Below are 26,878 nucleotides of genomic sequence, written 5' to 3'. Positions count from 1 at the left end.
CTGTTCGCTTGAGGAGTTTGGTCTTGCCTGCACACCACCAGGAGGGGATCCCGGAGACCGTCCGGCTCTGGTCCCTCACCGAAGACACCCTGCTGGAGGCGGGGGACGACGACACGATCGTCGCGATCACCTGGTGGGGTGAGTACGAACTGGCGGGCATCCCCGGGCCGGTTCGCGAATCACTGGGCCGGATGGTGCTCGGCCCGGTCTCCATGGGCAACCTCGCTTCGTCGGCGAGCGGCGGGGCCGAGGCCTGGGCGGGCGCGCTGCGCAAGGCCCTCAACCGGCTGTCCGGCTCGGTCGTGCACTCGCTGGCGCTCAACGACGGCCGCGGGCCGCTGCTCTCGGCGATCCCGGTGACGCAGAACCCGGTCTTCCCGGCCGATCCGCTGCCGCCCGAGCGGCTCATCAAGCTTTCGCGGTTCTCGGCGATGCGGCCGGACGGCGGCGGGCTGCTGCTCGAATCGCCCCGCGCCCGCTACCGGGTCGCGCTGCTGCGCCCGCCCGCGGTGAGCGTGGCGTCGTCGCTCGCCCGGCCGGTCACCGTCGCGCAGGTCGCCGAGACCACGGGGCTCGCCGAAGCGGTGGTGGCCGACATCGCCGCGTTCCTGGTGGCGGCCGGCGTGGTGCTGGCGGCCGACGACTGGGCGGAGTTCGCCGAAGACGGCGACGACGACCTCGCCGTCTGGTCGCAGGACGACCTGATGTTCCACGCGCGCAGCCGGACGTGGCAGAAGGGCGGGTCCTCGGAACCGGGGCCGCGCCGGACCGGCGCCGAGCCGCCGGTGGTCAAGCAGATCACCGCGGGCCCGACTTTCCCGTTGCACCGCCCCGACCCGGCCGCGCTCAAGACGAACGACCCGACGCTGAGCTCGCTGCTCGAAGAAGACCACGTGTGCCCCGAGGTCACCGAGCGCGCGCTGTCGGCCGAGCAGATCGGGGAGTTCCTCTTCCGCGCCGCGCGGGTGCGGTCGATCGGGCCGACCTACCTGCCCGGCGGGCCCGGCCACGAGGCGTCCCAGCGGCCGTACTTCAGCGTCGCCTGCCTGTACGAGCTCGAAATCTACGTCGCCATCAACCGGTGCGCGGGGCTCGGGCGCGGGATCTACCACTACGACCCGCTGTGGCACACGCTGACGCTCATCAACGACGACGCCGTGGCCCTCGACGGGCTGCTCGACCTGGCGATGGTCGGAGCGGGCAGCCACCGCAGGCCGTCGGTGCTGCTGACGATGACCGCGCGGATGTCGCGGATCGCCTGGGTGCTCGGCAGCGCCGCGTACGCGACGACGCTGCTGCACGTCGGCGCGCTCCAGCAGGTCCTGTACCTCACGGCGAAGGCGATGGGCCTGGCCGCGCACGCCGTGCCGGTCGACGCCGGCGACCGCGTCGACCGCTCCCTGAAACTGGAGTGGCCCGCCGAAGTGAGCGTGGGCGAGTGCGTCCTCGACTTCCCCGGGGCCGGTTGACCCCTGAAACCCGGGGTGCGCCCTGTTACCTTGGTGACCTGGGGTGCTGGGGGTAACGCGGGAGGGGCCGTGGTTTTTCCGGTGCGGGTGCGCGGTTCGCTGTTTTCGAGGCGGGTCGCGCCGTTCGCGGAAGAGCGGCGGGACTCCCGCGCGCTCGTGCTGGGCGCGCAGGCCGTGGCCGCCGCCGGCGTGGCCTTGCTGGCCGTCCTGCCCGTGCTGGCCGGTGCGGAGCCGTGGGTGCTGCGGCCGGTCGCGCTGGCCTGCGCCGCGGGGCTGGTGGCCGGGCACCTGTTCTGGTTCGCCCGCGGCCGCGTCCGGCGCCCGTGGCTGGCCCTGACCGTGCAGGCCGCGCTCGGGTTCGGGCCGTTGCTGCCGCTGGGGGAGCCGTGGAGCTCCGCGGGCGGGTTCTTCGCCGGGGGCCTGCTGCTGGTGTCCCCGCCGGCCAGGGCGGTCCCCTGGGCGCTGCTGGCGTGCGTCGTGGCTGGGGTCGTTTCGGTGGTGCCGAGCTGGCCCGGCGGCTGGCTCGAGGCCGGGCTGGGGAGCGCGGTGTCGGCCGGCGTGGCGGCGCTGTCGCTGTTCGGGCTCGGGACGGCCGCGCGGGTGGTCGCCGGGCGGGCTCAGGAGGTGTGCGAGCTGAAGCGCCGGACCATCGCCGAGGAACGCATGCGGTTCTCCCGGGACCTCCACGACCTGCTGGGATTGAGCCTTTCGGCCATCACCCTCAAGGGTGAACTCGTGGCTCGCCTGGTGCCCGGCAAACCGGAGCTGGCCAAGGCGGAACTGGCGGAGCTGCTCGTGATGTCCCGGCGCGCGCTGGCCGACGTCCGCACGATCTCGGCCGGCTACCGCGAGCTGTCGCTGGACGAGGAGTGCCGCGCGGCGGCGGACGTGCTGAGCGCGGCCGGCACCCGCGTGACGGTCGCCCGCTCCGGCATCGGCGAGCTGCCCTCGCCGGTGGCCACGACGCTGGGGACGGTGCTGCGCGAAGGGGTGACGAACGTGGTGCGCCACAGCACCGCGAGCTGGTGCGCGTTTTCGGTGAGCACGGAGGACGGTACGGCCTGGCTGGAGATCGTCAACGACGGCGCGAACGGCGCGGGCGGCGGCGAGGGGTCCGGGGCGGGCCTGCGGAACCTGGGCGACCGCGTGGAGGCGATGAACGGCACGCTGACGACCGAAGTGGGCCCGGACGGCACCCACCGCCTGCTGGTGGCCATCCCGGTGGGCTCGGTACGCCGCGAACGCCCCCGCGCGAGCTGACCCCCGCCCCCGCCCCCGCCTCAAGCGCCCCAATGTGGCGTTCGGTGCGTCCAACGCACCCAATGTGGCGTTCGGTGCGTTGGACGCAACCAACGCCACATTGGGGTGCTTGGGTGAAGCGGAGCGAAAGCGCTTTCCGGGACCGGGGCGGTCAGAGCCATTCCGCTTCGGTCGCGATGCGAATCGCGTGGACCCGGTTGCGGGCGTTCAGCTTCGTCACCACCGCGGCCAGGTAGTTGCGGACCGTGCCCGCCGACAGGAACAGCTCCGACGCGATGTCGGCCACCGTGCGGCCGCGGGCCGCCAGCGACAGGATCTCGATTTCGCGCGGGGTCAGCGGGCAGTCGTCGGTTTCCCAGGCGGCGAGCGCCAGTTCGCTGTCGATGACGCGGCGTCCGATCGCGACCGACCGGACCGCGTTCGCCAGCTTGTCGGACGGCGCGTCCTTGAGCAGGAAGCCGTTCACCTTGGCGTCCAGCGCCCGGCGCACCGTGCCCGGCCGGCCGAGGCTGGTCAGGATCAGCGTGTGGACGTCCGGCAGGCTCTCGTGGATTTCGATCGCGGCGGAGAGGCCGTCCTTGCCCGGCAGGTCGATGTCGATGATCGCGACATCGGGCTGGGCCGCCTTCGCGGCGGGCAGGATCTGGTCTCCCGTGGACACCTCGGCCACGACCTCGATGTCGGATTCGAGGTTCAGCAAGGCGACGAGCGCGCCGCGGACCATGTGCATGTCCTCGGCCAGCAACACCTTGATCACGACGGTACCTCGCACCCCAGTCCGACGACTCCGAACGGTAATTGTACGCCATTGCGCGACGACGCCGGAGTTTCCCGGAAGTGAAACCCCGATCGCGCACCGGGGGAGAATGCCCCTCAATTCCCGCGCACTTACCCGAGATAGGCGGGTGCCCGCAATCCCGCGGCCGATGTCGGCACGTTGGGCCGAACGGCCGCGGGTTCGTCCCCAGTCCCCCCACGCCGCCCGCGTTCCCCGCGCGGGCGGCACATCCCCAGTGGTCCGGTCAGCTCGCCAGCGACCGCGAGACGGCGGCCTGGCGCAGGTCCGGGAGAGCCAGCAGGACGGGCGGGTCGAAGCCGTGGCGCGGGCGCAGCCGCACGTCGGCCAGGCTCGCCGTGACGCCGCGCTGGATGTGCACCGGGCCGGTGAGGCCGGTGAACGGGCGCAGCGCCTGGTTGCCGTCCTGCGCGCACGTGCCGAAGGCGTGGGTCAGCACGTACCACGACCCGAGCGGGACGTCGGCCAGCGCGTACGGCCCGGGACCGGGCACGACCACGTGCCGGGCGGGCGTGCCCTCGGCGATGCGGGCGCTGAAGAGCCCGACGAACACGGGCCCGACGTCGGCCGGCGACGAGAGGCGCAGCTGCCCGCGCACCGTGGCGCCCGAGCCCGGCTCGGCCTGCCGGTCGGCGATCCGCGGCGCCATCCCGTGCAGCTGGCGGTAGCCGGACGGCGAGATGCCGACGCTGCCGCTGAACCGCGCGCTGAAGGTGCCGACGCTGTTGTACCCGACCTGGTGGCTGATGTCGGCCACCGAGATCACGGTGGTCGCGAGCAGGCGTTTCGCCTCCGCCAGCCGCAGGGCCGAGAGGAACCGGCCGGGCGAGAGCCCGGTGACCCGCAGGAACACGCGGGTGAAGTGGAACTTGCTGAACATGGCCGCGCGGGCGAGGTCGTCGATCGTGAGCCGCTCGCCCAGGTTGTCTCGCATGGTCACGATGGCTCGTGCCACAGCTTGCCGGACGATCTCATCCATGGTAGGCCGTCCTTCCGGTCGAGGAGTGCCGCCCGATCGCCTTCCCGGCGAAGGCACCCGGTGCGGGAATTGATTCCGGCTAAAACTGTAGATCCGTTGGCGTCTACTTCTTAAGTGCTCTGTGCACCGGTCGACGTGGATTTCGCCGGTGGTCGACATGCGTTTTGCACATGCCCCGTTTGCCCCGGTTTCGAGCGGGTAGCCGACGTGCACCGGACGTGTGTCACCCGTGCCGGTGATAGCGAAGTGCAGTCGCGCGACCGCGCTTGGTCACGAAATCGGCGTGATCCGCTCAGGTTTCGACTTCTTGTTAGGCCGTTCGGAGTCCTCTCCGGAACCGCACGGACCATGTGTAAGCCACAGGTGCCCGATGATGCGGGCACTGGCTGCCGTTGCGGCGTTCAGCGACGATTTATGTCACGTGAAGCATTCATCTTCGCCACTGGGGAGCAACAATGTCCGCACAGTTTTCCGCTGAAGTCCGCTCGCTTTTCGCCGACATGGGCATCGAGTTCGAGAAGGCCACCACGGAGTTGTCGATCGACCGTTTCGAGCAGTGGGGCAACGGCACCGACGTCCACCCCGTGCGCGGGTCCGTCTGCCGCGTCGACCTCCTCGAAGCGGCCTGAGGGTGTTTGCGCAGTTCCTGACGGTGCCGAGCCGGTCACGACGGACATCTCCCGCGTCCGTCGCGGCCGGCTCGGCGCATGTGGAGCACCCCTGTCACGGCCGGTAGCTGTCCGGTCGCGAACCGGCATTTTTAACCTGGCACTTACCTGGGCCGGGGTATTCCGCGGCAGTGGCGGCAAAGTGGTGCCCGAATGGTGCAACCGATTCGTCAAGCAGAATGTTTAACTGAGCTTCTGGGGAATCGTGAGTGCGGAGGCACCCGTGATCAGAGTGCTGGTTGCCGAGGACATGCACATCGTGCGGGGCGCGCTCGTCGCCCTGCTGCGGCTGGAGCCCGACATCGAGGTCGTCGCGGAGGTCGCGTCGGGGCTGGAGATCGTGCCCACCGCCAAGGCCAAGCAGGCGCAGGTGGCGGTCATCGACATCGACCTGCCGGGCAAGGACGGGCTCACCGCGGCCGGTGAGCTGCACGAACAGCTCCCGGAGTGCCGGACCCTCATCCTGACCAGCCTGGGCAGACCGGGGACGCTCAGGCGCGCCCTGGACGCCAAGGTGGGCGGGTTCCTGCTGAAGGACGCGCCACCCGACAAGCTGGCCAACGCCGTCCGCGGGGTGCTCGCGGGCCGCCGCATGGTCGACGGGGACCTGGCGCTGGCCGCCTGGGACACGGTGGACTGCCCGCTCACCGGCCGCGAGCTCGACGTGCTGCGGATGACCGCGCAGGGCTACGGGACCGTCGAAGTCGCCGCGCGCCTGTACCTGTCGGCGGGGACGGTCCGCAACTACCTGACGACCGTCGTCGCGAAGCTCAACGCCCGCAACCGGGTCGACGCCATCCGCATCGCCGAAGAGTCCGGCTGGCTCTGAGCGCGCCCGGTTCGGGCAAAGAGGTACAGACCAGTATTTCCGTGGTTCAGACCGGTACGACCGCGCGCAGCCGGAAGCGGCCGTCCGGCTCGACGCCGGCGGTGAGCTCGCCGCCGAGGTCGGCGACCCGGTGCGACAGGTTGCCGATCCCGCTGCCCGGCGAGGTCTCCCGCGACGCGACGACGGAACCCGGGACCCGCGGTGCGGGCACCGCGGGTTCTTCGGCCGCCTCGGGCTCCGGGCGGGGCCCGTCCCCGTTGCGCTCGACGCCGTCGTTGACGATGTCGAGGCAGATCCCCTCGCCCGTGCGGCGCATGGCGATCTCGCAGCTCTCCACCCGGCTGTGCCGCAGGACGTTCGTGACGCCTTCGCGCAGCACGACGGCCAGCACCGTCCGCACCGGCATCGGCAGGTCGTCCTCGAGCATCTCCATCCGCACCCGGACGTCGGCGGCCGCCAGTACCGACTTCGCGGTGCGGGACTCGCTGTCGAGGGACAGCTCGCGGTAGCCGCTGGCGACCGACCGGACGTCGGAAAGAGCTTGCCGCGTCAGGCCGAGGACCTCGGTCAGCTCTTCGGCGGCGCGGTCGCGGTCCAGGGGGAGCACGCGCGCGGTCAGCTCGCTCTTCAGCGCGATCGCGGACAGGCTCATGCCGAGCAGGTCGTGCAGGTCGCGGGCGAACCGCAGCCGTTCCTCGGCCAGCGCCATCTCGGCCAGCCGGCGCCGGGTGCTGTCGAGCTCGGTGACCAGCCGCACCAGCCACAGCAGCCCGAACACCGCCAGCCCGGTCAGCACGGTGGCCGCGGTGTAGAAGACCGTCGACGTGATGTTCGCGCCCGAAATCCGCTGGATCTCCGCGTAGGCCGCGATGTTGACGGCGAAGAACGCCCAGCCCGCCACCGGCGGCAGGACCAGCAGGGAGCTGCCGATCAGCAGCCCGGGCACGCTGACCCAGTTCGGGCCCAGCGGCAGCAGCGGCAGGTAGGTCAGGCAGGCCTGGACGAACAGCATGCCGTAGCTTTGCGTCGACCGCAGCTGGGTCGAGGGCCGGTTGAAGTACGAGAACTGCAGCGCCAGCAGCGCCACGACGCAGCCGATGACCAGGGCCACCTGCCACGCGTCGGTGGTCAGCTGGAGCGCGTGCACGGTCGCGCCGCAGCCCATCATGGCCATGGCCGTCGGCAGCAGCCAGCGCACCCGCTTCGACAGGCTCACCGACTGCCGCTCGGTCTCGGGCGCGGCGGTGCTCGCCGTCCGGTCGGGTATCGGGAGTTCGACGCGGAGCCGGAAGCGCCCGTCGGCGTCGGCCTTCACGGTCGCCGTGCCGCCGAGCGCGGCGACCTCGTCGGGCAGGGCCGAGAGCTTGCTGTCCGGGGCGAGCACGGGATCGTCCCTCGTCACGCCGTCGTTGACGATCTCGAGGGTGACCTTGCCGTCGTGGTGCCGGATGTCGATTTCGCAGTGCTCGACTTCGCTGTAGCGCAGGACGTTCGTGACGCCTTCGCGCAGCACCCGCGCGAGCAGCGTCCCGGCCTGGACCGGCAGCTCGCCCCGGTCGAGGTGGATCTGCACGGCGATGTCCGACGCCGACAGCAGCGACTCGGCCGTCCGGGACTCCTTCTCCAGCGACAGCTCGCGGTAGCCGTGCGAGACCGCGCGGACGTCGGACAGGGTGCGCTGCGCGGTCGCGGTGATCTCGGCGAGCTCCGCCTTGGCCCGCTCCGCCGACTTGCTCATCAGCCGGTGCACGAGCTCGCCCTTGAGCGCGATCGCCGACAGGCTCAGCCCGAGCAGGTCGTGCAGGTCGCGGGCGAAGGCGAGCCGCTGTTCGGCGACCGCGCGCTGGGCCAGTTCGCTGCGGGCCTCGTGGAGCTCGTTGACCATCCGGGGCAGCCGGGCCAGCAGGTAGAACAGGATGATGTAGAAGACCGCCGCGATCGCGTTGTAGACCACGGTCAGCGGCTCGGCGCCGTGGTACCAGTAGATGAACGCGATGCTGAGGCAGGCCGCGCCCGCCGAGGGCCAGGCGTACCGCGGGGGCAGCACGAGCAGCACCGCGCCGCCGACGAAGTCCGGCATGTCCGCCCAGAAGAGCCCGAAGGTCGCGACGGGGGCGTAGGCGAGCACGACCATGACGCCGAGCAGGACCCGGCTGGTCACCGAGTCGAGCCGCGCGGCGGGCCGGCTGAACCACAGCAGCTGGATCGCCAGCAGCCCGGCGACGGCGCCGATGGCGTACGCGCCTTCCCAGGCGTCGACCGAGTTCGGCAGCAGGCTGACCACGCCGATCACGCCGAACCCGGCGACGACGGTGACGAGGATGGCCGCCGCGAGGTACGTGGCCAGTCTGGGGCGCCGGTCCGCCGCGGTGGTGCCGCGCGGTTCGGCGGTCGCTGAGCGCCCGGCGGGCTCGAGTGCGGCGACCGGAGACATGGTTGCGAACCCCTCGGAGTCAGCGTGGCGGCCGGTCCGCTCGGGAGGCCGGAACCTGGGCGCGGTGTGCATGCGTGCGGTAGATCCTAACTCACGGGAGCGCGCCGAAAACGGTGTGAAAGCGCGCAGAACGGTCCCGGCGACCTGTTCGGACACCGGAAAAAGGGGGTTGACAGGGGTCAGTGGCCGCCGGCTCCCGGCGGGAACCCGAACGCGTGCGCGAGCAGGCCGAGGAAGTCGAGGCGGGGCACGGCGACCGACCCGGTGTGCAGCACCGAACCCCCGTCGAGCCGGAAGAAACTCAGCCCGGACTCGTCGTCGTCCCACGAATCGCCACCGGCGGCACCGGGGATGTGGCGGGTCGCGGGGAAGTCGTCGGTGAACCGGGTGCCCGCGGCCGAGAACACGGCGACGTCCCAGCCGAGGTGCCGCCGGTACTGCGCGAACTTCTCGTAGGACGCGCGGGACACCAGCACCAGCCGCAGCCCGGGGTCGTCCAGCGCGGCCGCGACGTCGGCGGCGGGCACCAGATCGGCGGGTCCGCTGTGGTCGGCCATCGGGTGGTGCACGGCCAGGCGCCGGTGACCGCCGAACAGCTCGGCGAGCGAGACGCGGCCCCGCGAACCCTCGAACAGGTACCCGGCCCCGGCGACGACGCGGGGGCGATCCAGCTCCGGCACGGTCAGCTCCGTCATGACTCGTCCTCCCAGCCTGTGGTCCCACAGCGGATTGTGCGGCGGTGCCGCGGCGGGAGCCCAGCGTTCGGCCGGGGAACCGCACCTTAGGAGACGCGCCCGGCGTGTCGGGGGAGGACGGGTGGGGCGGGAGCGCGCCGGACTCCGGCCCGCGACGAGTGGCGCCGGACCGGCCGCGGCAAGCCCGATGAGCCCGGTCGGAGGAGGCCCGCCGTGCCGGTCCGGGCGGGCGACCCTAGGCTCGGGCCATGGCACGCTATTTCGACCTGCACCCGGAGAACCCGCAGAAGCGGTCGCTGGGCCAGGTCGTGGAGATCCTCCGCGCCGACGGGCTGATCGCCTACCCGACCGACTCGTGCTTCGCGCTCGGGTGCCGGCCGGGGAACCGGGACGGGCTCGACCGGATCCGCAGCATCCGCAAGCTGGACCACCGGCACCACTTCACGCTGGTCTGCCAGGACTTCGCCCAGCTCGGGCAGTTCGTCCACATCGACAACTCGGTGTTCCGCGCGATCAAGGCCGCGACGCCCGGCAGCTACACGTTCATCCTGCCCGCCACCAAGGAGGTGCCGCGGCGGCTGATGCACGAGAAGAAGAAAACGGTCGGCGTGCGCATCCCGGACCACCGCGTCACCCAGGCGCTGCTCGCCGAGCTCGGCGAACCGCTGCTGTCGAGCACGCTGCTGCTGCCCGGCGAGGGCGAGCCGATGACGCAGGGCTGGGAGATCAAGGAAGAGCTCGACAACGTCCTGGAAGCGGTCCTCGACTCGGGGGACTGCGGGGTGGAGCCGACGACCGTCGTGGACTTCTCCTCGGGGGAAGCGGAGATCCTGCGCGTCGGTGCCGGCGATCCTGCCCCGTTCGAGTAACGCCAGCCGCGGCGGTGCCATGAAAGGGTCGTTCATGTCGCCGGACGACAGGGTTCCGGCAACGTCGCTTGAGCGGCCGGTGTGGGGGCGGATCGCCCGGAACGGCCAGTTCGGCGACCGGAGTGGCCAACACACCGGAGTCCCGGATGTGTTGGCCGTTCCGGTCGGTGCGAGCCCCGAAGTCGCCAGCAGCATCGTCTGAGGAGATGAAAGGGTCGTTCATGGCGTCTGGCGAGGTGAACGACCCTTTCATGACATCGCGGACCGCCGGACCGGCCGGTGGCACCCGCGCGGTCAGCTTTCCAGCAGTTCCAGCCATTCGGCGGTGTGCCGCCCGGTGAACGTCAGGTCCAGGTCCTCGGCGAACCGGCGGCCGGTGACCAGCAGGCAGAAGTCCTCCGCCGGACCGGTGACGCGGTCGGTCGCGTTCTCCGGGCCGAAGTCCCAGCGGGTTCCCGACGGCGCCACCAGCTCGAAGCGGAACGGCTTCGCCGGTGGCGTCTCCTGGTGGCGCCGGTAGGCGCGGTCCCTGGTCCGGACGCCGTAGTAGGCGACGTGGCCGATCGCGTCGTCGCGCTGGGGCTGGACGCCGAACAGGTCGGCGATGTCCTGGCCGCCGGCGAACACCTCGGTCAGCACGGCCGCGGCGAGGACCGACGGGCGCAGCGGGCCGTCGCTCCACGGCAGCTCCGGCTCCGGCGGGGCCGACGCCAGCAGCGCGTTGGCCTTCCGCTGCTCGATCAGCCAGATCAGGATGGCCTCGTCCAGCGAGTCGTAGGAGATCTGCGGGGTGACGCCGAAGGCGCCGGGGTTCTCGACGCTGAGCCGGACCAGCCGCGCGGTCGACGTCAACCGGGCGAAGTGCCCGGTGATGTTCGGGCCCGGACCGTACCCGTGGCGCTCCGCCAGTTCGGCCAGCGCCTCCGTCTCGGTCTGCAGGTCCGTGAACACGTCGGCCATCGCTGCCACCCTCCTGGGGTCCGGGACTGCCCGGGTCCAGGCTGGCAGGCGGGCTCGCGGGGGCTCCACTCCGCGGTTGCGACGTCCGCCTCGGCTATGTTCATCCGCACGGACGAAGGGAGCGGGCGTGAAGTACCTGCTGGCGATGTACCTGAACCCCGACGTGATGGCGAACCTCTCCGAGGCCGAGATGGACACCATCATGACCGGGCACCAGGATTTCATCCGCACGATCAGGGAATCCGGCGAGATGATCAACACCCAGGCGCTCGGCGCGGTCGGCGACAGCTCCGTCGTGCGGGTGCGCTCGGGGCTGCCCGCCGTCACCGACGGGCCGTTCCTGGAGTCCAAGGAGTTCCTCGCCGGCTACTACCTCGTGGAGTGCGCGAGCAAGGAGCGCGCCGTCGAGCTCGCCGCGATGATCCCCGACGCCGCGATCGAAGGCCTCGGCATCGAGGTGCGCGAGGTCGTCTTCTTCGCCGACGCCGAAACCGAAGTCCCCATGGCGTGACCGGGGTCGCCGAGGTCCTGCGGCCGCTCGTGCCGCAGGTGCTGGGCGCGCTCGTCCGCCGGTACGGCCAGTTCGACGCGTGCGAGGACGCCGTCCAGGAGGCCCTGCTCGCGGCTAGCGAGCAGTGGCCGTCCGACGGGGTCCCGGAGAACCCGCGCGGCTGGCTGATCACGGTCGCGACCCGGCGGCTCACCGACCTCTGGCGCAGCGAAAGCGCCCGGCGGCGCCGGGAAGAGGCGGTCGCCGTGCGCGAGCCGCCCGCCGTCGTCGCCGGTCCCGGCGAAGAGCGGCCGCCGGACTCCGACGACACGCTCACGCTGCTGTTCCTGTGCTGCCACCCCGCGGTTTCGCCGCCCTCGCAAGTGGCGCTGACGCTGCGTGCGGTCGGCGGCTTGACGACGGCGCAGATCGCCAGCGCGTTCCTGGTGCCCGAAGCGACCATGACGCGCCGCATCACCCGCGCGAAGGAGAGCATCGCGGCGGCGGGCTCGACGTTCGGCGAGCCGTCGGCCGCCGACTTCCCGGAGCGGCTGCGCGTGGTGCTCCAGGTGCTGTACCTGATCTTCAACGAGGGCTACACCGCGACGTCGGGGGAACACCTGCTGGACGTCGAGCTGGCGGCGGAGGCGATCCGGCTGACGCGTGCCGTGCGCGCGCTGATCCCGGGCGAAGGCGAAGTGGCGGGGCTGCTGGCGCTGATGCTGCTGACGGACGCGCGGCGGGCGGCGCGCACGGGCCCGGACGGCGAGCTGGTCCCGCTGCCGGAGCAGGACCGCACGCGCTGGGACGCGGCGATGATCGCGGAGGGCGCCGGGCTGGTCCGCGCCGTGCTCGGCCGCGGGCCGGTCGGGCCGTACCAGGTGCAGGCGGCGATCGCGGCGCTGCACGACGAGGCGCCGAGCACGGAAACGACGGACTGGCCGCAGATCGTCGAGCTGTACGGCGTGCTGGAAGAGCTGATGCCGGGGCCGGTGGTGACGGTGAACCGCGCGGTGGCCGTCGCGCAGGTGTCGGGCCCGGCGGCGGGCCTGGCACTGCTGGACGGCCTCGACGTGGCGCACCGTGCCGACGCCGTGCGCGCGCACCTGCTGGAAGAAGCGGGCCGCGCGGCGGAGGCGCGGGAGTTCTACCTGCGGGCAGCGAACCGGACCGGGAGCGGCCCGGAACGCCGTTACCTGCAAGCGAAAGCGGACCGGCTCGGCTCGGAGTCCTGACCGGACTCCGAGCCACCGGGTCAGCGGACCACGATGCCGGTGGCCGGCTCCGGGGCCGCCGGGACGTGGAACAGCTGGGCGAACAGCTCCAGGTCGGACAGCTCGCCCTCGATCGCGATCTTGCCCGAGCGCAGCGCCGTCGGCGCGGTGAGCTGGCCGCTCATCAGGTCCAGCAGCGCCGCGCCGTGCACGGCCTTGATGACCAGGTCGGCGCCGGCGAACCGGCCCTCGCCGACCTTGACCGCGCCGTCTTCGACGAGGGCGTGCACGATCATGCGGTCGTCGTAGCGGATCTCGAAGTTGATCTGGACGCCTTCCGCGCACTCGGCGCGGAAAGTCGTGTACAGCGACAGGATCGCGGCGTCCAGGGTGAACACGTCGTCGGCGCCGGGGGCGTGCAGCGAGCGGGCGCCCCAGAGGCCGAGGTCGAGCAGGATGTGGTCGAGCTCGCTGCCGTACTGGGTCAGCTCGTAGACCAGGCCCGCGTCGAGCTCGGCGCGGACGCGGCGGCGGATCACGCCGGTCGCCTCCAGCTCGTTGAGCCGGGCCGACAGGATGGACGGCGGGATCTTCGGCAGGCCGGCCTGCAGCTCGTCGTAGCGCTTCGCGCCGAGCACCAGGTCGCGGATGATCAGCAGCGACCAGCGCTCGCCGATGAGCTCGAGCGCGCGGGCGACGCCGCAGAACTGGCCGTAGGCACGGGTGGGTGCAGTGGGCATCGAACGTTCCTCACTTCTTTCTCGGGCGATCCGACGGGTTCGGCGGGTGCCGGGGAAGTCTGGGCGGATCAGCGGTGGTCGCCTTCGGAGATCAGCTCCCGGTGCAGCGTCTGCAGGTCGTCACAGGGTTCGACGCCCAGCTCGCCGGCCAGCCGGGAGCGGAGTCTGCGGTAGACGGTCATCGCGTCGGACCGCCGTCCGCTGCGGCCGAGCGCGCGCATCAGCTGCCCGTGCAGGGCTTCGTCGAGCGGGCTGCCGGTGGTCAGCGAGCGCAGCTCGCCGATCAGCTCGCGGTGCCGCCCGCCGATGATCTCCGCTTCGATCCGCAGGTGCAGCACGCTGCGCCGCTGCTCCAGCAGCTCGGTCCGGTACGCGGACAGCACCGGTCCACAGTGGACGTTCGCGAACGGGGTGCCGGACCACAGGTCCAGCGCCGCCCGGTAGGCGTCCGCCGCGGCCGAGTGGTCGCCGGCGTCCTGGTGCTCGTGCCCGATCTGCTGCAACCGCGTGAAGTCGTGGGTGTCGACCTGCGCCGGGTCGATGTGGAAGGTGTAGCCGGACTGCTTGGTCGTCAGCATCTTCTCGCCGTCGGCCGCGAGCCCGTTCTGGTCGATGCAGCGGCGGAGGTGGTAGACGTAGGTGTGCAGCGTGGTCCGGACCGTCCGCGGCGGGTTGTCCGACCAGAGCTCCCGGATGAGGGTGTCGATGTGTACCATCTTCCCCGGTCGCATCACGAGCACGGCCAGCAGTGCCAGCACCTTCGGGGTCGTCGGAGCGTAGTCGATTCCCCCACGCAGCACTTCCAGCGGCCCCAGTACGGTGAAGCGGACACCACCCTGGTCCGGCTCGTCGGTTCGCCGCTGTTCGGAGTACATGGCAGGCCTCCAGCATCATCAATGCGTCCTCGCGCTCCCCAGTTCGTGCCGCGCGGGTCGGTGGACGGCCGAACTCCGGGCTTCTATCCGAATGTGACAGAGCGGGGCCCCCGCGGCCAGTGAACCGCCCACCAGACTCCTTGTGCGTTCGCCCCGTCCCCGCATGCGTTTCGCACGGCCCGGATGTGCGTCGCGCACCCTCGGCCATCCGGCCGAACCTGGGAGGCGGGCTGTCGAGGGGGTCCCCGGAACGGACCAAACGGGACTCCCGGCCGACCGCGGACGATCAAGACCGCGGGTGTTGCGCACGCCGGACCCGGGTGTCGCGCACGCCACACCCGGGTGGAACACCCGCACCCGGGTGGGTGTCACGCGTCCGGGTTGGACGGACATCGGCATTCCTCAATCGCTCGTCGATCGATCTGCGAGAAGTGGCGTCTTCCCTGGCACCAGGAGAACCAGGAGAACTGCCATCAGGGGAATTCGAGGTTTGGACTGATGATGTTGCGCTCTATAGCGGCTGTCGGGAACGACAGCGAGTTCGGCGAACCGCGCCGCGAGCCGGCGCTCGAGCGAGTTGAGAAGTCGGTCCGGCCCGCCGTCCTGCAAGCGATCTCGTCCATCCAGGAGCGGTACTTCGAGCCGATCACGCTGGCCGAGCTGGCGTCCGAGGTGTTCGTCAGCCGGTTCCACTTCTCCCGGATGTTCGCCGAGGCGACCGGGGTGACCCCCGGCCGGTTCCTCACCGCCGTGCGCCTGTTCGAGGCCAAGCGGCTGCTGCTGACGACGTCGCTGAACGTCTCGGACATCGTGTGCAGCGTCGGCTACAGCAGCGTCGGCACGTTCACCAGCCGGTTCTCGCGGGCGGTCGGGATGACCCCGACGCAGTACCGCGAGCCGCAGGTGGCCGAGCTGCTCGTGGCGATCTCGCCGACGTTCCAGCGGCTCCCGCCGCTGCGGACGCTGCGCGCGGCCGGTCGCAGCTGCGCCTCGCTGCAGACCGGCTCCGGCGTGCTGTCGCTGCAGCTGGACATGCCGCGCGGCGCGGCGCCGGCGGACACCCTGGTCGGGCTGTTCGCCGACCCGGTGCCCCAGTGCGGCCCGGTCGCCTTCGGCGGCATGGCGAACATGAACTCCGGTGAGCTGACCATCCACGGCGTCCCGGCCGGGCGCTGGACGGCCATCGCGGTCGCCCAGCACCAGGCGGGCACGGCCGGGCCGCGGTTCTCGATCGGCTACTCGCCCGTGCAGGTGGCCCCGCACGGCCAGTCCACCGGCCGCGTCGGCCTGCGCGCCCCCGCGTCGACCGACGCGCCGATCGCGATCACCCTGGCGTCGAAGCAGTCGCCGTTCACCCAGCGCATGCTCGCCGCCCAGCGGCCGCACCTGCGCGCCGTCGCCTGATCCCCTTCGAACCTTAAGGACGGCTACGACGATGTCCACCTTCATCGGAGTTCTGCGCAAGAAGGTGCTCGCGCCTTCCCTCGCTTCGGTCGGGTTCGCCGACCGCGGCTTCCCCGTCACCCACACCGACGCGACGGCCCGGCTGGAGGCGGTGCCGCAGGCGGTGGTGTGCGGGTTCGAATGGGCCATCGAAGGGGCTTCGCTGTGGGAGATCGAGCGCCGCCTGGCGCTGATCGAGCCCGAGCAGCGCGGGTTCGCCTACGAGGGCGCCACGATGGGTTACACGATCCTCGACGCGATGCCCGGCGGCGGCCGGAACCGCACGCGCGAGCTGCTCGAAGGACCGGGCCGCCCGCACATCTTCCTGACCTACATCGGGATCGGCTTCGCCATGGCGCGGCTGCCGCGTCCACTGTGGAAGAACATCCTGCCCGAGCTGAACGGGGTGCCCTACCACCCGGTGATGAGCTGGCTCGCCGTCGACGGCTTCGGCTTCGACCGCGCCTACTTCGACACCGAGAAGTGGGTCGGCGAGCAGGCCGAGCCGCAGCCCTACCCGTGGGCGGGCCGCCCGGAGTACTTCGCGCGCGCCTTCGACCAGGGCGTCGGCCGGGCGCTGTGGTTCATCAACGGCGGCAACCCCGAAGCCGCGGCCGCCGCCGTCGGCCGGTTCGCCGAGCGGCGCCGGGCGGACCTCTGGAGCGGGGTCGGGCTCGCCGCGACGTTCGCCGGCGGCAGCGACCAGCCCGGCCTCGGCAAGCTGCGGCGGCTGGCCGGCGAGCACTACGACGAGCTCGCGCTCGGCGTGGTGTTCGCGGTCAAGGCCCGCACGTACTCCGGCTACGTCCCGGCCCACACCCACCTCGCGGCCGGCGTGCTCACCGACCTGTCGGTGCAGGGTGCGCAGAACCTCGCGGACCGCACCGAGCGCGCCGACGGCGAAGACGGCCCGGAACCGGCCTACGAACTGTGGCGGCAGCGGATCCGCGACGAATTCGACGTGGCCGCCCGGCGCCGCGCGAGCTGACGCGATTCCGCATTCGCGAAGAGCCCTGCTTCCCCCACGCAAGGGTGGAGTAGAGCGCTGACCAGCGAATCTGTGACTGTAGAAGGCGAAGAAGCGACACCTTCCTATTCGACCCGTAAGGGGGAGAGTGCGTTGGGCAATGGTTGGCGCGCGCTCAGACGCCGCATCCTGACACCAGATGTCTCGGAGACCACGCTGGAAAAGCGGGGCTTCCACCGGAAGAGCCCAGCCGCTCAGGAACGACTCGAGACGGTCGGGGAGAAATTCCTCCTCGGGTACGCGCACGCGGTCGAAGCGCGGTCGGTCGGGCAGGCCGAGGAATGGCTCGAGCAGATCCCGACGCAGTTCCGCGGCTTCGCCTACGAAGGCGCCGGAATGGGGTACGGCGTCCTCGACGGGCTCCCGTTCGGCAAGAGCACGAACATCGCCGAATTCCTCGCCGGGCCCGGTGAAAAGCACGACTACATCATCTACGTCGGTGTCGGCTGGGCCATGTGCCGGCTCCCGCGGTTCGCGTGGCCGAAGGCGTCCGCGTTCGACCCGCTGCTGCGCTGGCTCGTGCTCGACGGCTACGGCTTCCACCAGGCGTACTTCAAGACCGACAAGTACATCCGGCAGCAGTACCAGGAGCCCGGCTTCTCCTGGCCGGACAAGCGGTACGACGGTTACGCGCTGCGCGCCATCGACCAGGGCATCGGCCGGGCGCTGTGGTTCATCTGCGGCACCGACGTCGAGCTGGTGACCAAGACCATCGAGGAGTTCCCCGAGTCGCGCCACGGCGACCTGTACGCCGGGGTCGGGTTGGCCTCGACCTACGCGTGCGGCGTCACCGCCGACGAGCTGGGGGAGCTCGTCGACCGCGCCGGGATCCACCACGGGCAGCTGGCACAGGGGAGCGCCTTCGCCGCCGAGTGCCGGGTGCGCTCGGGCCTGATGATCCCGGAGACCGAAATGGCGGCCCAGGCCATCTGCGGGCTGTCCGCCGAACGCGCCGCCGCCATCACCCAAGAGGTCCGGCCGGCCGTGGTCGTCGACGGTGCCGACGTCCCGGCGTTCGAAACCTGGCGGCAGCGGATCGCCGAAGAAGTGCTGACCCACGGAGGGAAGAACAAATGACCGCGACCTTCGGCTGGCTGCGCAAGCAGCTGGCGGGCATCGTGGCGCTGGTGCTGGTCCTCGGCCTGTTCCTGGTCGCACGGCTGCCCAGCGTCTCCGCCGCCGAGCAGGACAAGCTGGCGGAGCAGTTCCGCTTCACCCCGATGACGATCGCGCTGCCCGCGGCCACGAAGTCGCAGTCGATCCGGACGGTGAACAAGGAGTACGAGCACATCGCCGCGTGGATCTCCTCGGTCGGCGCCGCGATCGCGATCAACGACATCAGCGGCAGCGGCAAGCCCAACGACCTCTGCCTGGTCGACCCGCGCAGCGACCAGGTCGTCATCACGCCGGCGCCGGACTCCGGCCCGCGGTACGCGCCCTTCGCGCTCGACCCCGCCCCGGCGCTGCCGACGTGGGACTACATGGCGCCGATGGGCTGCGTCCCCGGTGACTACAACGAAGACGGCCGCACCGACATCCTGGCCTACTACTGGGGCCGCACGCCGGTCCTGTTCCTGCAGAAGGCCGACGCCACCAAGTTCGACGCCTCCGCGTTCCAGCCGACCGAGCTGGTGCCGGGCAGCCACCGCGGCGCCGACGGCAAGTACAACGGTCCACTGTGGAACACCGACTCCGTCACCATCGGCGACTTCGACGGCGACGGCCACGTCGACATCTTCGTCGGGAACTACTTCCCGGACAGCCGGGTCCTGGACCCGAACGCCGACGGCGGCATCACGCTGAACCAGTCGATGTCGCACGCGGAGAACTCCGGCGCCAAGTACGTCTACCGCTGGACCGGCGCCACGGCCGGGGCGAACCCGAGCGCGAAGTTCGTCGACGCGTCCCAGGGCATCCCGGAAACCGCGCGGCTCGGCTGGACGCTGGCCTCCAGCGCCACCGACGTCGACGGCGACAGCCTGCCCGAGCTCTACATCGCCAACGACTTCGGGCACGACCACTTCCTGTACAACAAGTCCACGCCGGGCCACATCGAGTTCGGCGAGGTCACCGGCGTCCGCGGGATCGACGACCCGAAGTCGAAGGTGCTGGGCCACGACTCCTTCAAGGGGATGGGCGTCGACTTCGGCGACCTGAACCACGACGGCCTCTACGACCTGTTCGTCAGCAACATCACGACGTCGTGGGGCATCGAGGAGTCGAACTTCCAGTTCATGAACCGGGCCAAGGACAACGCGGACCTGACCCGGCAGTTCAAGGACGGGGTCGCCCCCTTCCACGACGACAGCGCCGAGAAGGGCACGGCGTGGTCCGGCTGGGGCTGGGACGTCAAGATCCAGGACTTCAACAACAGCGGGGAGAACCAGATCGCCCAGGCGACCGGGTTCGTCAAGGGCCAGGTCAACCGCTGGCCGAACCTGCAGGAGATCGCCACCGCGCACGACGGCCTGCTGTCCAACCCGTTCTGGTGGCCGAACGCCCGCGCCGGTGACGACATCGGTGGGGACCAGACCCTGCACTTCTTCGTGAAGAGCCCGGACGGCCGGTACGTCGACCTCGCGCCGAAGCTGGGCCTGGCCGTGCCGGTCCCGACCCGCGGCATCGCCGTCGGCGACACCGACGGGGACGGCCTGCCCGAGTTCGCCGTGGCGCGGCAGTGGGAGCAGCCGATCTTCTACCACAACGACAGCCCGAACCCCGGCAAGTTCCTGCAGCTGAAGCTGTTCACCGACGCCCCGGTGGCGCCCGGCCCGCTGCCCGCGGCCGGCCCGCCCGCGATCGGCGCCGAGGTCACCGTGACGGGTCCGGACGGCCGGAAGTACCTCGGCCGGGTCGACGGCAGCAGTGGTGAGGCCGGCCGGCGCAGCTTCGACGTCCAGATCGGTCTCGGGCCGAAGGTCTCCGGCCCGCTGAACGTCCACCTCCAGTGGCGCGACCGGACCGGGCAGCTGCGGACGCAGGACCTGAAGCTGGCACCCGGCCAGTACTCCTACCAGCTCGGTACCCAGGCGAAGGAAGCGAAGTGACCGGCATGGCCACCCCGACTCTGACCAAAGTGGACAGCGCGCCACCGAAGCGGACCAACAAGGTCATCACCGCGCTGCGGCGCTTCGCGATCTCGATCACGATCTTCAACATCGTCGGCTACACGTTCCTCGGCTTCGAGCAGCCGTACCTGTACCCGTTCGTCGCGCTGGCGACCGCGTACACCACGGAGATCCTGCTCGAGATCATCAACGCCCGCGTGACCGATCGCGCGGTCCGGTTCAAGGGCAACGGCTTCAAGGGGCTCGTGGAGTTCCTGCTGCCGGCGCACATCACCGGGCTCGCGCTGAACATGCTGACCTACGTCAACGACCGGATCCTCGTGATGATGTTCGGCGTCGTCGTCGCCGTCGGCGCGAAGTGGGTGCTGCAGGCCCCGGTGTACGGCCGGATGCGGCACTACATGAACCCGTCGAACTTCGGCATCACGATCATCCTGCTGGTGTTCCCGTGGGCCAGCATCGCCCCGCCGTACCACTTCACCGAGCAGATCCCCACCTGGGGCGGCTGGCTGATCGTCGGCATCATCCTGGTGTCGGGCACGGTGCTCAACGCGCTGCTGACCAACCGGATGTGGCTGATCCTGGGCTGGCTGAGCTTCTTCGTGGTCCAGGCCTTCGTCCGCGGCTGGATCTTCGGCACGTCGATCCCCGGGGCGCTGGCGATGGGCACCGGCGTCGCGTTCGTGCTCTACACCAACTACATGGTGACCGACCCGGGCACGTCGCCGTCGAAGCCGGTCTCGCAGTTCGCCTTCGGTTCCGGCGTGGCGCTGGCGTACGGCTTCTTCACCGCCGTGCACGTGGCCTACGGGCTGTTCCTGGCCACCGCGACCGTCTGCCTGATCCGCGGGATGTTCCTGTGGGGCCTGCACTTCTCGAACAAGGCGCGCATCAAGTTCGAAGCCGACCAGGCCGCGCAGAAGGCGAAGCTCGAGCTCGCCGCGGCCCCGCCGGCGGACGACGAGAAGCCGGGAGCCGTCGCGGCATGACGGGTCCCACGGACGACACCCGGGCGGCGCGCACCGCGCCGCCCGGGCCGCCGCGCCGGGCGACGATCCGGTTGCTGAAGCAGCTCTTCACCGACCGGCTCGCGCTCATGGGCGACAACGCCGAGGCCTACGGCGACGTCGTCCGCATCGCCATCGGACCCAAGGCGATGTACCTGGTGAACCACCCGGACCTGGCCAAGCACGTGCTCGCGGACAACGCGGCGAACTACCACAAGGGCATCGGCCTGCAGGAGGCCCGCCGGGCCCTCGGCGACGGCCTGCTCACCAGCGACGGCGACACGTGGAAGAAGCAGCGCCGGACCATCCAGCCGGTGTTCCAGCCCAAGCGGATCTCGCGCCAGGCCGGCATCGTGGCGGCCGAAGTGGACGGGCTGATCCAGCGGCTGGCCGCGCACGACGGGCCGGTCGAGGTCCTGCACGAGATGACCGGGCTGACCCTCGGCGTGCTCGGCAAGACGCTGCTCGACGCCGAACTGGGCGGGTACGAAACCCTCGGCCACTCGTTCGAGGCGGTGCAGGACCAGGCCATGTTCGAGGCGGTCACGCTGAGCATGGTCCCGCAGTGGGTGCCGCTCAAGAAGCAGCTGCACTTCCGGACCGCGCGCGAGGACCTGCGCCGGATCGCCGACGAGCTGGTCGACCAGCGCCTGGCGAACCCGGTCGAGAACGGCGAGGACGTGCTGTCCCGGCTCATCGCGTCGGGCTCGGAAGACGGCGCTTCGCGCGAGCGCATGCGCGACGAGCTGATCACCCTGCTGCTGGCCGGGCACGAAACCACGGCGAGCACGCTGGGCTGGGCGTTCCACCTGATCGACGAGCACCCGGAAGTCGGCGAGCGGCTGCACGCCGAGGCCGTCGAGGTGCTCGGCGACCGGCTGCCCGAGTACGAGGACCTGCGGCGGCTGACGTTCACCGTCGCGGTGGTCGAAGAGGTCATGCGGCTCTACCCGCCGGTGTGGCTGCTGCCGCGGATCGCCCAGGCCGACGACGAGATCGGCGGGTACCACGTGCCCGCCGGGTCCGACGTCGTCGTGGTGCCCTACACGCTGCACCGGCACCCGGGGTTCTGGACCGACCCCGAGCGCTTCGACCCGGGCCGGTTCACCGCCGCGGAGCGGCCGCCGCGGTACGCCTACCTGCCCTTCGGGGCCGGCCCGAGGTTCTGCATCGGCAACAGCCTCGGGGTGATGGAGGCGGTGTTCGTGCTCGCCATGGCCGCGCGCGACCTCGAGCTGCGCAAGGTGCCGGACAAGGTCGTCGAGCCCGAGGCGATGCTCTCGCTGCGGGTGCGCGGCGGGCTGCCGATGACCGTGCACCGCCGGGAGCGGGCGCGGCGGTCCGAAGCAGCCTGACGTCTACTGTGGACATTCGATGAGGAGGTAGGCCGGTGCAACCCGAGGCCACCGAAGAAGAACGCGTCATGAACATGACCCTCGAGGCGTACGCGGACACGATCGTGCCCGGGGAGAAGCGGTTCGACGGCGACCGGGCGGTCGCCGGGGCCGCGCCCGGTCCCGGCTCGGTCGCCGCGGGCGCGCTCGAGCTGCTGAACTTCGACGCGACCGGCGTCACGGCCGGCCTGCCCTACCTCGCGCAGTCGCTCAACGACCACGCGAAGGCCTACGCGGGCGAGGTGGAGCTGGAGCTCGACCACGACGTCCCGCCGTTCGTCGCGCTGCCGTACGAGCACCGCCGCGAGCTGGTGCACCGGCTGACCACGCCGGGGCACCCGGAGAAGGACGGCTGGGTCAGCCTCGCGCTGTTCTGCAACATGGCCTTCGACAGCGCCGCGCACAAGCACACCGCCGAAGCCATCCGCGAGGGGCACCCCGGTCTGCTGGCACTGGGCTACCAGGCGCCGGACGCCGACGGGTTCTGGCGGTTCCCGAAGTACGGCTACGGCCGCAAGCTGGCCGAGCTCCACCCCGACACGACGCCTTCCGGGAGCCCCGCATGACTGCCATCGACAAGACCGACGTCGTCATCGTCGGCAGCGGTTTCGGCGGGTCCATCCCGGCCTACCACCTCGCCGCCGGCGGGGCGAAGGTGACGGTGCTGGAGCGCGGGCCGTGGCTGGCCGCGGCCGACTTCGAGCACGACTACCTGCTCGGCTCGTCCTACACCCGCGCGTTCGACTTCGTCGTCGGCGACGGGATGAGCGTGCTGGGCGGCAACTGCGTGGGCGGTGGCAGCGTGGTGTACTTCGCGGCGATGCCGCGCGCGCCGCGGTTCGTATTCGAGCGCCACGGCAGCATCGGGCGCCGGATGTGGCCGTCGGTGATCTCCCGCGACACGCTGGAGCCGTGGTACGACCGCGTCGACGAGTCGATCCCGGTGTCCAAACAGGACTGGAGCGACGTCTCCTACGCCGGTGGGCTGTGGGCCGCGGCCTGCAACCACTCGGGGCGCACGGCGAACCCGGCGCCGGTCGCGGTGGACAACGACACCTGCGTCAACTGCAACTTCATGATGGCGGGCTGCAAGTTCGACGCCAAGCGGTCGATGCTGACCAACTACCTGCCGGCGGCTCTTTCGCACGGCGCGGAAATCCGGCCGCTGCACGAGGTCCAGCGGCTGGAGCGCACCGAGGACGGCAGCTACCGCGTCCACTTCGACATCGTGGACGAAGAGGACTACCGGGTGCACACCGGCACCGGCGTGATCGAGGCGAAGGTCGTCATCATCGCCGCGGGCGCCGGCGCGACCCCGGTGATCCTGCAGCGCTCGGAGGCGGCGCTGGGCGAGATGCCGCACGGCGTCGGGCGGTACTTCTCCGGCAACGGCGAGCGGCTCAACACCGCGATCATCGACGAGGACCGCGTCCGCGAGGTGCTGGGACTGTCCCGTGAGGACGGTCCGGTCTACTCGGCCAACCACATCGGCAAGGGCCCGACCGTCGCGAACTGGGACAAGCTCGACGGGTCGCTGCCGGAGTACGAGCGGTACTCGCTGGAGCAGCTCTACTTCCCGCCGGGCCTGGGCACCATCCTGGCGCAGGTGCCGGGCGGGGAGGAGCCGCGCTGGTACGGGGCGGAGAAGAAGGAGATCCTCAAGCAGTGGGCCAACTGGCTCACGATCTTCCTGATGACCGAGGACGACAACGAAGGCGTCTTCGGCACGCCGCCGCCGACCGGCAACGCCTACCGGATTTCGCAGCAGATGCTCGGCCGCGGCCCGCTGCGCTACGACCCGACGGAGAACACCCGCCGGGGCTGGGCGCTCGCCGACGCCGACTGCAAGGCGATCATCGAGAAGGACGGCCTGGCGAAGGTCTCGCCGTGGACCAACGACGTCGTCGGCGCGTACACGGTGCACCCGCTGGCGTCCTGCCGCATCGGCGACGACCCGGCGACGTCCGCGCTGCACCCGAACCACGAGCTGCGCAACCACCCGGGCATCTTCGTCACCGACAGCGCGTCGGTGCCGGGAGCGCTGACGGTCAACCCGGCGATGACCATCGCGGCGCTGGCCGAGCGGTCCATCCCGGGCATCGTCCGCGAGCTGCAGTCGCGCGGCGTCGACGTCAAGTACGGGGCCCCGGCCCCGGACGGCTCGATCACCGGACGGCGGGCAGTGTCCAAACTGGACCTGGTCGCCGGGAACTGAGGCACGCCACCCACGAACTCGCGCACTCGTCCGGGTGCGCGAGTTCGGTTGTTTGGGGCACTGGCCGGAATGCGCCCCAATGTGGCGTTGGTTGCGTCCAACGCACCGAACGCCACATTGGGTGCGTCTGACGCACCGAACGCCACATTGGGGCGCTTGGCCGGACGTCGAAAAAGGAGGAGGGGCCATGGCTCCGGGGCTGGTCAGGATCGCGTTGCGGCGGACGCTGCGGGACGTGAAGTACGTCGAGGTTGTGCGCCCGCGGCGGGCGCGGGGGCTCGTGAAGGACGTCTACCGGCAGGTCGAGCGGGACTTCGGGATGCTCGCGCCGCCGATGGCGCTGCACTCGGCGTCGCCCGAGGCGCTCGCCGCGGCGTGGCTGGTGCTGCGGGAGTCGCTGGTGGCCGCCGGGTCCGCGAGCCGGGCGGACAAGGAGGTCGTCGCGGCGGCCGTGTCCGCGGCCAACGAGTGCCCCTACTGCGTCGAGGTGCACGGGATGGCGCTGGGGTCGCTGGGCGACCCGGCCGCCGCCGCGGCCATCGAGGCCGGGGACGTCGGGGGCATTCCCGATCGCGACACGCGGGCGCTGGCGGCCTGGGCGCGGGGCGAGGGCGGGCTGCCCGCGGACATCCCGGCCGGCACCGCCGCCGAGTTCGCCGGGGTCGCCGTCGCGTTCCACTACCTCAACCGGGTCGTGAGCGTGTTCCTCGGGCCTTCGCCGCTGGCGGAGAACGTGCCGCCGCAGGCGCGGGCGAAAGCCAAGGCCGTGCTGGGGTTCCTGCTCAAGCCCGGGGACCCGCCGCCGGCCGGGTGGGCGCTGGAACTGCTGCCCGCCGCGGCCGGGGACGGGCCGGGGGACACCCTCTCCGACGCCTTCGCGCGCGCCGCGGCGGCCATCGAGGCCGCCGGGGAACGGTCGGTGCCTTCTCGCGTGCGGGACCTCGTCCGCCGGGAAGTCAAGGCGTGGGACGGGAAACCGCCCGGGCTGAGCCGCGCGTGGGTCGAGCCGCTGCTCGCCGAGCTGCCGGCCGGGGAACGTGCCGCGGGCCGGTTGGCGCTGCTCACCGCCAAGGCCGCGTACCAGGTCGGGGCCGACGACGTCGCCGCCGTGGACGCGACCGATCGGGGCCTGGTGGAGCTGGTGTCGTGGGCCGCTTTCACGGCGGCCGTGGCGGCCGGTGAGCGGCTGCCGGTCCGCCCGCCAAGAGAAGACCCTGCAGGTCGGCGCGGGTGATGATCGGGAGGTCAGATCGCCCGCCGGGGCGCGCAGCACCGGGACACCAACGTTTCCCCGGGACCGCTTCGCCCGCCCCGCGCGGCAGCCGATCTGCTCCGGACGGCGGTCGCCGCGCGGTGGCGCCCTTACCCCCGCCCCGTCGCGGCGGCCGCTGTCCCACGAGAAGACGTCGCATCGGTGAGAGGACAGACAGGTGACTGACACCACGGGCGTGATCGCCGACCTGACCGCGGAGGCCGCCGAGGTGGACGCGCTCGTCGCCGGCCTTTCCGAAGCGGAGTGGGACACCCCCACCCCGGCGCCGGGCTGGCCGGTCCGGCACCAGATCGGGCACCTCGCCTTCATCTTCCGCATCGCCGGCCTCTCGGCCGCGCAGCCGGAAGCCTTCGTCGCCATGACGAAGTCGCTCAAGGGCGGCTTCGAGGCCGCGGTGAACGCCGCGCTGGAGGACTACATCCACGACCCGGCCGAGGTGCTGCTGACGCGCTGGCGCGCCGAGCGCGACGCCGGCATCAAGGCACTCGCGGCCGTGCCCGGCGACCAGCTGGTGCCGTGGCTGGTCAACCCGCTGCCGCCGTACGTGCTGGCGTGCGCGGGGATGATGGAGGCGTTCGGCCACGGCCAGGACATCGCCGACGCGCTCGGCGTGCGCCGCGAGCGGACCGACCGGATCAAGCACCTGGTCGGCTTCGCCGTGCGCGTCCGGGACTTCGGCTACGAGGCGCGGAACCTGAAGCCGCCGGCGGAGGAGTTCCGGTTCGAGCTCACCGCGCCCTCGGGCGCGCTGTGGACGTTCGGGCCCGAGGACGCGACCCAGCGGGTCACCGGCAGCGCGGCGGACTTCTGCCTGCTGGTCACCCGGCGGCGGCACCGCTACGACCTCGACGTGCGGGCGCAGGGCACGCTGGCGGACCAGTGGCTGGACATCGCCCAGGCCTACCGCGGGCCGGCGGGCCAGGGCCGCAAGCCCGGCCAGTTCGGCGCCTGAAAAATCCATTGTAGACGGTGTGGGTCCCTTGTCCCAGCGTGCTGACGTGCACGCCGCGGGCAGGGAGAGAGAAGACGGTCCGCACCGGCCGGGAGATGCTGGACTTCAACGCCCGGCGGACGGGCACCGGGCGGCTACCGCCCGGGGAATCAGACCGGGGGCGGGGCGCGAGCCCCGCACCGGAGGACAGCGGGGACCTGATGGTCCCGGTGATACGGGGC

At 71.3% G+C, this 26,878-nt stretch carries 24 protein-coding genes; 17 read left to right on the top strand and 7 right to left on the bottom strand.

Features of this window, described 5'->3' with window-relative positions:
• Positions 1 to 23 precede the first annotated feature (23 nt).
• Positions 24 to 1,469, top strand: coding sequence for a SagB/ThcOx family dehydrogenase (locus EIY87_RS39240; protein ID WP_125314966.1), 1,446 nt, complete (start codon positions 24 to 26; stop codon positions 1,467 to 1,469).
• A gap of 69 nt (positions 1,470 to 1,538) precedes the next feature.
• Positions 1,539 to 2,729 carry a sensor histidine kinase gene (locus tag EIY87_RS39235; RefSeq protein ID WP_225440321.1) on the top strand — a complete coding sequence of 397 codons (1,191 nt, stop codon included), beginning with the start codon at positions 1,539 to 1,541 and terminating at the stop codon, positions 2,727 to 2,729.
• A 151-nt stretch (positions 2,730 to 2,880) separates the two neighbouring features.
• Here the strand turns inward: EIY87_RS39235 and EIY87_RS39230 are convergent, their stop codons facing one another.
• Positions 2,881 to 3,486 (bottom strand): response regulator transcription factor, encoded by a 606-nt coding sequence (locus tag EIY87_RS39230; protein WP_086860973.1) that lies wholly within the window; start codon positions 3,484 to 3,486, stop codon positions 2,881 to 2,883.
• Between the two features lie 265 nt (positions 3,487 to 3,751).
• Positions 3,752 to 4,504 (bottom strand): helix-turn-helix domain-containing protein, encoded by a 753-nt coding sequence (locus EIY87_RS39225; RefSeq protein WP_125314965.1) that lies wholly within the window; start codon positions 4,502 to 4,504, stop codon positions 3,752 to 3,754.
• A gap of 455 nt (positions 4,505 to 4,959) precedes the next feature.
• Here EIY87_RS39225 and EIY87_RS48180 point away from each other — a divergent pair, with 455 nt between their 5' ends.
• Together EIY87_RS48180 and EIY87_RS39220 are read left to right on the top strand one after the other, a co-directional pair.
• A complete protein-coding gene (locus tag EIY87_RS48180) occupies positions 4,960 to 5,133 on the top strand; it encodes a hypothetical protein (protein ID WP_191984425.1) in 174 nt (57 codons plus the stop codon).
• A 262-nt stretch (positions 5,134 to 5,395) separates the two neighbouring features.
• Complete coding sequence (locus EIY87_RS39220; protein ID WP_125314964.1) at positions 5,396 to 6,001, top strand: response regulator transcription factor; 606 nt, start codon at positions 5,396 to 5,398, stop codon at positions 5,999 to 6,001.
• Positions 6,002 to 6,047: 46 nt separating this feature from the next.
• Here EIY87_RS39220 and EIY87_RS39215 read toward each other — a convergent pair whose 3' ends face one another.
• Both EIY87_RS39215 and EIY87_RS39210 read right to left on the bottom strand, forming a co-directional pair.
• Positions 6,048 to 8,435 (bottom strand): sensor histidine kinase, encoded by a 2,388-nt coding sequence (locus EIY87_RS39215; protein WP_125314963.1) that lies wholly within the window; start codon positions 8,433 to 8,435, stop codon positions 6,048 to 6,050.
• A 179-nt stretch (positions 8,436 to 8,614) separates the two neighbouring features.
• Positions 8,615 to 9,130 (bottom strand): DUF899 family protein, encoded by a 516-nt coding sequence (locus EIY87_RS39210; protein ID WP_125314962.1) that lies wholly within the window; start codon positions 9,128 to 9,130, stop codon positions 8,615 to 8,617.
• Positions 9,131 to 9,378: 248 nt separating this feature from the next.
• Between EIY87_RS39210 and EIY87_RS39205 the strand changes: the two genes are divergently transcribed.
• Positions 9,379 to 9,999: an L-threonylcarbamoyladenylate synthase gene (locus EIY87_RS39205; protein ID WP_125314961.1), complete on the top strand. Its 621-nt coding sequence runs from the start codon at positions 9,379 to 9,381 to the stop codon at positions 9,997 to 9,999.
• Between the two features lie 294 nt (positions 10,000 to 10,293).
• On the opposite strand, the gene EIY87_RS39200 is transcribed toward EIY87_RS39205, so the two are convergent.
• Positions 10,294 to 10,959, bottom strand: a complete 666-nt coding sequence (locus EIY87_RS39200; RefSeq protein WP_125314960.1) for a maleylpyruvate isomerase family mycothiol-dependent enzyme — start codon at positions 10,957 to 10,959, stop codon at positions 10,294 to 10,296.
• A gap of 127 nt (positions 10,960 to 11,086) precedes the next feature.
• On the opposite strand from EIY87_RS39200, the gene EIY87_RS39195 reads away from it, so the two are divergent.
• Both EIY87_RS39195 and EIY87_RS39190 read left to right on the top strand, forming a co-directional pair.
• On the top strand, positions 11,087 to 11,470 hold the full coding sequence (locus EIY87_RS39195; protein WP_125314959.1) for a YciI family protein: 384 nt from the start codon (positions 11,087 to 11,089) through the stop codon (positions 11,468 to 11,470).
• Positions 11,467 to 12,684, top strand: a complete 1,218-nt coding sequence (locus EIY87_RS39190) for an RNA polymerase sigma factor (protein WP_125314958.1) — start codon at positions 11,467 to 11,469, stop codon at positions 12,682 to 12,684. Before EIY87_RS39195 ends, EIY87_RS39190 begins: the two co-directional genes overlap by 4 nt.
• Positions 12,685 to 12,704: 20 nt before the next feature.
• Here EIY87_RS39190 and EIY87_RS39185 read toward each other — a convergent pair whose 3' ends face one another.
• Both EIY87_RS39185 and EIY87_RS39180 read right to left on the bottom strand, forming a co-directional pair.
• Entirely contained in the window at positions 12,705 to 13,403 is a 699-nt protein-coding gene (locus tag EIY87_RS39185) for a winged helix-turn-helix transcriptional regulator (RefSeq protein WP_125314957.1), read from the bottom strand.
• A 68-nt stretch (positions 13,404 to 13,471) separates the two neighbouring features.
• A complete protein-coding gene (locus EIY87_RS39180; RefSeq protein ID WP_125314956.1) occupies positions 13,472 to 14,278 on the bottom strand; it encodes an AfsR/SARP family transcriptional regulator in 807 nt (268 codons plus the stop codon).
• 498 nt (positions 14,279 to 14,776) lie between these two features.
• On the opposite strand from EIY87_RS39180, the gene EIY87_RS39175 reads away from it, so the two are divergent.
• The 10 genes from EIY87_RS39175 (at position 14,777) to EIY87_RS39130 (ending at position 26,657) form a co-directional block, all read left to right on the top strand.
• Positions 14,777 to 15,682, top strand: coding sequence for a helix-turn-helix domain-containing protein (locus EIY87_RS39175; protein WP_191984424.1), 906 nt, complete (start codon positions 14,777 to 14,779; stop codon positions 15,680 to 15,682).
• Positions 15,683 to 15,713: 31 nt separating this feature from the next.
• Positions 15,714 to 16,709: a DUF1702 family protein gene (locus EIY87_RS39170; protein ID WP_125314955.1), complete on the top strand. Its 996-nt coding sequence runs from the start codon at positions 15,714 to 15,716 to the stop codon at positions 16,707 to 16,709.
• A gap of 132 nt (positions 16,710 to 16,841) precedes the next feature.
• Positions 16,842 to 17,825: a DUF1702 family protein gene (locus EIY87_RS39165; protein WP_125314954.1), complete on the top strand. Its 984-nt coding sequence runs from the start codon at positions 16,842 to 16,844 to the stop codon at positions 17,823 to 17,825.
• A complete protein-coding gene (locus EIY87_RS39160; protein ID WP_125314953.1) occupies positions 17,822 to 19,795 on the top strand; it encodes an FG-GAP repeat domain-containing protein in 1,974 nt (657 codons plus the stop codon). The genes EIY87_RS39165 and EIY87_RS39160 overlap by 4 nt, the downstream gene beginning before the upstream one ends.
• Before the next feature lie 5 nt (positions 19,796 to 19,800).
• The gene (locus tag EIY87_RS39155; RefSeq protein WP_125314952.1) at positions 19,801 to 20,805 is read left to right on the top strand and encodes an enediyne biosynthesis protein; all 1,005 of its coding nucleotides are present in this window, start codon (positions 19,801 to 19,803) and stop codon (positions 20,803 to 20,805) included.
• Complete coding sequence (locus EIY87_RS39150; protein WP_125314951.1) at positions 20,802 to 22,178, top strand: cytochrome P450; 1,377 nt, start codon at positions 20,802 to 20,804, stop codon at positions 22,176 to 22,178. The genes EIY87_RS39155 and EIY87_RS39150 overlap by 4 nt, the downstream gene beginning before the upstream one ends.
• Positions 22,179 to 22,213: 35 nt before the next feature.
• Positions 22,214 to 22,783, top strand: a complete 570-nt coding sequence (locus EIY87_RS39145) for a DUF5987 family protein (RefSeq protein ID WP_125314950.1) — start codon at positions 22,214 to 22,216, stop codon at positions 22,781 to 22,783.
• Positions 22,780 to 24,432 (top strand): GMC family oxidoreductase N-terminal domain-containing protein, encoded by a 1,653-nt coding sequence (locus EIY87_RS39140; protein ID WP_125314949.1) that lies wholly within the window; start codon positions 22,780 to 22,782, stop codon positions 24,430 to 24,432. The genes EIY87_RS39145 and EIY87_RS39140 overlap by 4 nt, the downstream gene beginning before the upstream one ends.
• Positions 24,433 to 24,619: 187 nt before the next feature.
• Positions 24,620 to 25,666, top strand: a complete 1,047-nt coding sequence (locus EIY87_RS39135; RefSeq protein ID WP_191984423.1) for a carboxymuconolactone decarboxylase family protein — start codon at positions 24,620 to 24,622, stop codon at positions 25,664 to 25,666.
• Between the two features lie 196 nt (positions 25,667 to 25,862).
• Positions 25,863 to 26,657, top strand: coding sequence for a TIGR03084 family metal-binding protein (locus tag EIY87_RS39130; RefSeq protein WP_125314948.1), 795 nt, complete (start codon positions 25,863 to 25,865; stop codon positions 26,655 to 26,657).
• Positions 26,658 to 26,878: the final 221 nt, after the last annotated feature.

Origin of the sequence: Amycolatopsis eburnea (assembly GCF_003937945.1) — a bacterium.
In the GTDB taxonomy this organism is placed as follows: Bacteria; Actinomycetota; Actinomycetes; order Mycobacteriales; family Pseudonocardiaceae; genus Amycolatopsis; species Amycolatopsis eburnea.
The sequence above is the reverse complement of the archived record's forward strand: the minus strand, read 5'-3'. Positions and strand labels throughout refer to the sequence as shown.